Origin of the sequence: Streptomyces sp. NPDC014727 (genome assembly GCF_043083485.1) — a bacterium.
Taxonomy (GTDB): Bacteria; Actinomycetota; Actinomycetes; order Streptomycetales; family Streptomycetaceae; genus Streptomyces.
In genome coordinates, this window is record NZ_JBIBYR010000017.1 from 149,508 (window position 1) to 153,534 (window position 4,027).

4 protein-coding genes are annotated in these 4,027 nt (G+C 69.8%); all 4 read left to right on the plus strand.

What is annotated here, in order from left to right; genetic code table 11:
* Window positions 1-159 precede the first annotated feature (159 nt).
* Window positions 160-2,163 carry a squalene--hopene cyclase gene (shc, locus tag ACF1B9_RS25500; RefSeq protein ID WP_391744085.1) on the plus strand — a complete coding sequence of 668 codons (2,004 nt, stop codon included), beginning with the start codon at window positions 160-162 and terminating at the stop codon, window positions 2,161-2,163.
* Window positions 2,163-2,822, plus strand: coding sequence for a 1-hydroxy-2-methyl-2-butenyl 4-diphosphate reductase (locus tag ACF1B9_RS25505; RefSeq protein WP_391744084.1), 660 nt, complete (start codon window positions 2,163-2,165; stop codon window positions 2,820-2,822). The genes shc and ACF1B9_RS25505 overlap by 1 nt, the downstream gene beginning before the upstream one ends.
* Window positions 2,823-2,827: 5 nt before the next feature.
* Window positions 2,828-3,847 (plus strand): adenosyl-hopene transferase HpnH, encoded by a 1,020-nt coding sequence (gene hpnH / locus ACF1B9_RS25510; protein WP_391744082.1) that lies wholly within the window; start codon window positions 2,828-2,830, stop codon window positions 3,845-3,847.
* A 4-nt stretch (window positions 3,848-3,851) separates the two neighbouring features.
* Window positions 3,852-4,027 (plus strand): flavodoxin-dependent (E)-4-hydroxy-3-methylbut-2-enyl-diphosphate synthase (locus tag ACF1B9_RS25515; protein ID WP_351087366.1); only part of this gene is annotated, 176 nt, incomplete at its 3' end.

Consider the following 4,027-nt stretch of genomic DNA (forward strand, 5'->3'; position numbering starts at 1 on the left):
GGGGCGCAGACCCCGGGGGGGGGTACGTGCGAGTTCTTTCAAATTATTTAAGAACATTGTGAGCCTTTTGACGCGCCGGGGCGGGGGGGGCCCCGGCCGGGCCCCCGCCCGACGGAGACCCCAGCACAGCAGAGGACCAAACTGCAAGAAGGGGAAGCCATGACAGCGACGACCGACGGAAGCCACGGGGCTGTGAACCCCCGCGCAGCCTCGGCCAGTAATCCGACCGACACAACCACCATCGTCGCGGACGACGTACTCGCCGCCGCGCGGCGGGCCGCGGAACGCTCGGTGGAGCACCTCCTCGGCAGACAGGACGAGCAGGGCTGGTGGAAGGGCGACCTCGCCACCAACGTCACCATGGACGCCGAAGACCTGCTGCTCCGTCAATTCCTCGGCATCCAGGACCAGGCCGTCGTCCAGGCCGCCGGCCGCTTCATCCGCGGCGAACAGCTCGGTGACGGCACCTGGGCCACCTTCCACGGCGGCCCAGGTGAGCTCTCCACCACCATCGAGGCGTATGTGGCACTGCGTCTGGCCGGAGACGGGCCGGACGAACCGCACATGGCCCGCGCCTCCCGATGGATCAGGGAACAGGGCGGCATCGCGCAGAGCCGCGTGTTCACCCGGATCTGGCTCGCCCTCTTCGGCTGGTGGAAGTGGGACGACCTGCCGGAACTCCCGCCCGAGCTGATGTTCTTCCCCAAGTGGGCCCCGCTCAACATCTATGACTTCGGCTGCTGGGCACGTCAGACCATCGTGCCGCTCACCATCGTCTCGGCCAAGCGGCCGGTCCGCCCGGCTCCCTTCGCGCTCGACGAGCTCCACGCCGACCCGCGCCTGCCGAACCCGCCCAGGCGGGCCGCTCCGGCGGCGAGTTGGGACGGAGTGTTCCAGCGCCTCGACAAGGCACTGCACGCCTACCACAAGGTCGCACCGCGCAAGCTGCGCCGGGCCGCCATGAACGCCGCGGCACGCTGGATCATCGAGCGTCAGGAGAACGACGGCTGCTGGGGCGGCATCCAGCCGCCCGCCGTGTACTCTGTCATCGCCCTGCATCTGCTCGGCTACGACCTGGACCACCCGGTGATGCGGGCCGGACTCGAATCGCTCGACCGGTTCGCCGTCTGGCGCGAGGACGGCGCCCGGATGATCGAGGCCTGCCAGTCCCCGGTCTGGGACACCTGCCTCGCCACCATCGCCCTCGCCGATGCCGGGGTCGGCGCCGACCATCCGGCGCTCGTGAAGGCCGCGGACTGGATGCTCGGCGAGGAGGTCGTCCGTCCCGGCGACTGGTCCGTGCGCCGCCCCCGGCTCAACCCCGGCGGCTGGGCGTTCGAGTTCCACAACGACAACTACCCGGACATCGACGACACCGCCGAGGTGGTCCTCGCGCTGCGCCGAGTCCGCCACCCCGACCAGGCACGCGTCGAAGCCGCCATCCGGCGCGGGGTGCGCTGGAACCTCGGCATGCAGTCCCGCAACGGGGCCTGGGGCGCGTTCGACGCGGACAACACCAGTGCCTTCCCCAACCGGCTGCCCTTCTGCGACTTCGGTGAGGTCATCGATCCGCCGTCCGCCGATGTCACCGGGCATGTGGTGGAGATGCTCGCCGTCGAAGGCCGGTCCGGACACCCCGCCACCCGGCGCGGCGTCGAGTGGCTGCTCGCCGAACAGGACGTGGAGGGCGGCTGGTTCGGCCGCTGGGGCGTCAACTTCGTGTACGGCACGGGGTCGGTGGTGCCCGCCCTGGTGGCCGCCGGACTGCCCGTCACCCATCCGGCGATCCGCCGGGCGGTCGGCTGGCTGGAGTCCGTGCAGAACGACGACGGCGGCTGGGGCGAGGACCTGCGCTCGTACCAGGAGGACAAGTGGATCGGGCGGGGCGCCTCGACCGCCTCCCAGACCGCGTGGGCCCTGCTCGCGCTGCTCGCCGCGGGCCGACGCGACAGCTCGGCCGTGCGGCGGGGGGTGTCCTGGCTCACCGAGACCCAGCAGGCCGACGGTTCCTGGGACGAGCCGCACTTCACCGGCACCGGCTTCCCGTGGGACTTCTCCATCAACTACCACCTCTACCGGCAGGTCTTCCCGCTCACCGCACTCGGGCGGTACGTGAACGGCGAACCGTTCGCCGACCGCGCGGCCGCCCGCAAGGGGGCCTGATGGGCGAGGGTCCGGGGCCGACCCACCCCGCAGTGCCGCTGCTGATCGCCTGCGCGCTCGGCATCGAGCAATTCGCGCTGCGCAGCGGCAGGGGCGGGGCCGGTGACGCCCCGGGCCCGGTGACCGTCCTCCGTACCGGCATGGGGCCCAGGGCGGCCGAGGCCGCGGTGTCACGGGCGCTCGGTGCGGACCGGGCGCCCGGCACCGCGGTCCTCGCCTCCGGGTTCTGCGCCGGGCTGTCACCCCGAATGCACCCCGGGGACCTGGTGGTCGCCGACGAGACCCGGGGAGCCGGGGACTCGACGGTCTGCACCGGCACGGGCCTGCTCGCCGAGGCCCTTGCCCGGACGGTGCCCGGCCGCACCGTCCACACCGGTCCGCTGACCGGTTCCGCCCATGTCGTACGTGGACATGAGCGGGCCGACCTGCGGGCCACCGGAGCGATCGCGGTGGACATGGAGTCCGCCGCCACCCTGCGCGCAGCCCTGCGGTCCGGGCCTCGCCCGGTTGCGGCCGTACGGGTGGTCGTGGACGCCCCGGAGTACGAGCTCGTCCGCATCGGGACGATACGCGGTGGAATATCGGCTTTCCGTGTTCTCCGTGCCGTCCTGCCGGCTTTCTATGAATGGCACCGATCTTTGCTGCTCCCCAGGAGGTGAGCCAGATGGCCATGCCGCTGCGTCAGTCCATCAAGGTTGCGACGTATCTCGCTGAACAGAAGCTCCGTAAACGGGACAAGTTCCCGCTCATCGTGGAACTGGAGCCGTTGTTCGCCTGCAATCTCGCGTGCGAGGGCTGTGGGAAGATCCAGCATCCGGCGGGAGTGCTCAAGCAGCGCATGCCGGTCGCCCAGGCTGTGGGCGCCGTGCTCGAATCGGGTGCTCCGATGGTCTCCATCGCGGGTGGTGAGCCGCTGATGCATCCGCAGATCGATGAAATCGTGCGGCAGCTGGTCGCGCGGAAGAAGTACGTCTTCCTCTGCACCAACGCGATGCTGCTGCGGAAGAAGATCGAGAAGTTCAAGCCCTCGCCGTACTTCGCGTTCGCCGTGCACATCGACGGGCTGCGGGAGCGGCACGATGAATCGGTCGCCAAGGAGGGAGTGTTCGACGAGGCGGTTGCGGCGATCAAGGAGGCCAAGCGGCGCGGCTTCCGGGTCACCACGAACTCCACCTTCTTCAACACCGACACTCCGCAGACCGTCATCGAGGTCCTCAACTACCTCAATGACGATCTGAAGGTCGACGAGATGATGATCTCGCCCGCCTACGCGTACGAGAAGGCACCCGACCAGGAGCACTTCCTCGGCGTCGAACAGACCCGGGAACTCTTCAAGAAGTCGTTCGCGGGCGGCAACCGGTCCCGCTGGCGGCTGAACCACTCGCCGCTCTTCCTGGACTTCCTGGAGGGCAAGGCGGACTTCCCGTGCACCGCGTGGGCGATTCCGAACTACTCGCTCTTCGGCTGGCAGCGGCCCTGCTACCTGATGGCCGACGGGTACGTCCCCACGTACCGCGAACTCATCGAGGAGACCGACTGGGACAAGTACGGCCGTGGCAAGGACCCGCGCTGTGCCAACTGCATGGCGCACTGCGGCTACGAACCCACCGCCGTCCTCGCCACCATGGGCTCGCTGAAGGAATCCCTGCGCGCCGCGCGCGAGACCGTCTCCGGGAACCGGTGACCTCATGACCGCTGGAGAGCCGGTCGCTCTGGGTCTCCCCGAGCTGCCGGCCCGGCCGATCGCGAAGCGCCGCCACTCGCGGCGCATCCAGGTCGGGTCGGTGGCGGTGGGCGGGGATGCGCCGGTGTCGGTGCAGTCGATGACCACGACGCGTACGTCGGACGTGGGTGCGACGTTGCA

Excerpts from the sequence above, each read along its gene's own strand:
- ACF1B9_RS25505 (WP_391744084.1), top strand. The coding sequence starts at position 2,163 with ATGGGCGAGGGTCCGGGGCCGACCCACCCCGCAGTGCCGCTGCTGATC.
- shc (WP_391744085.1), top strand. The coding sequence starts at position 160 with ATGACAGCGACGACCGACGGAAGCCACGGGGCTGTGAACCCCCGCGCA.
- hpnH (WP_391744082.1), top strand. The coding sequence starts at position 2,828 with ATGGCCATGCCGCTGCGTCAGTCCATCAAGGTTGCGACGTATCTCGCT.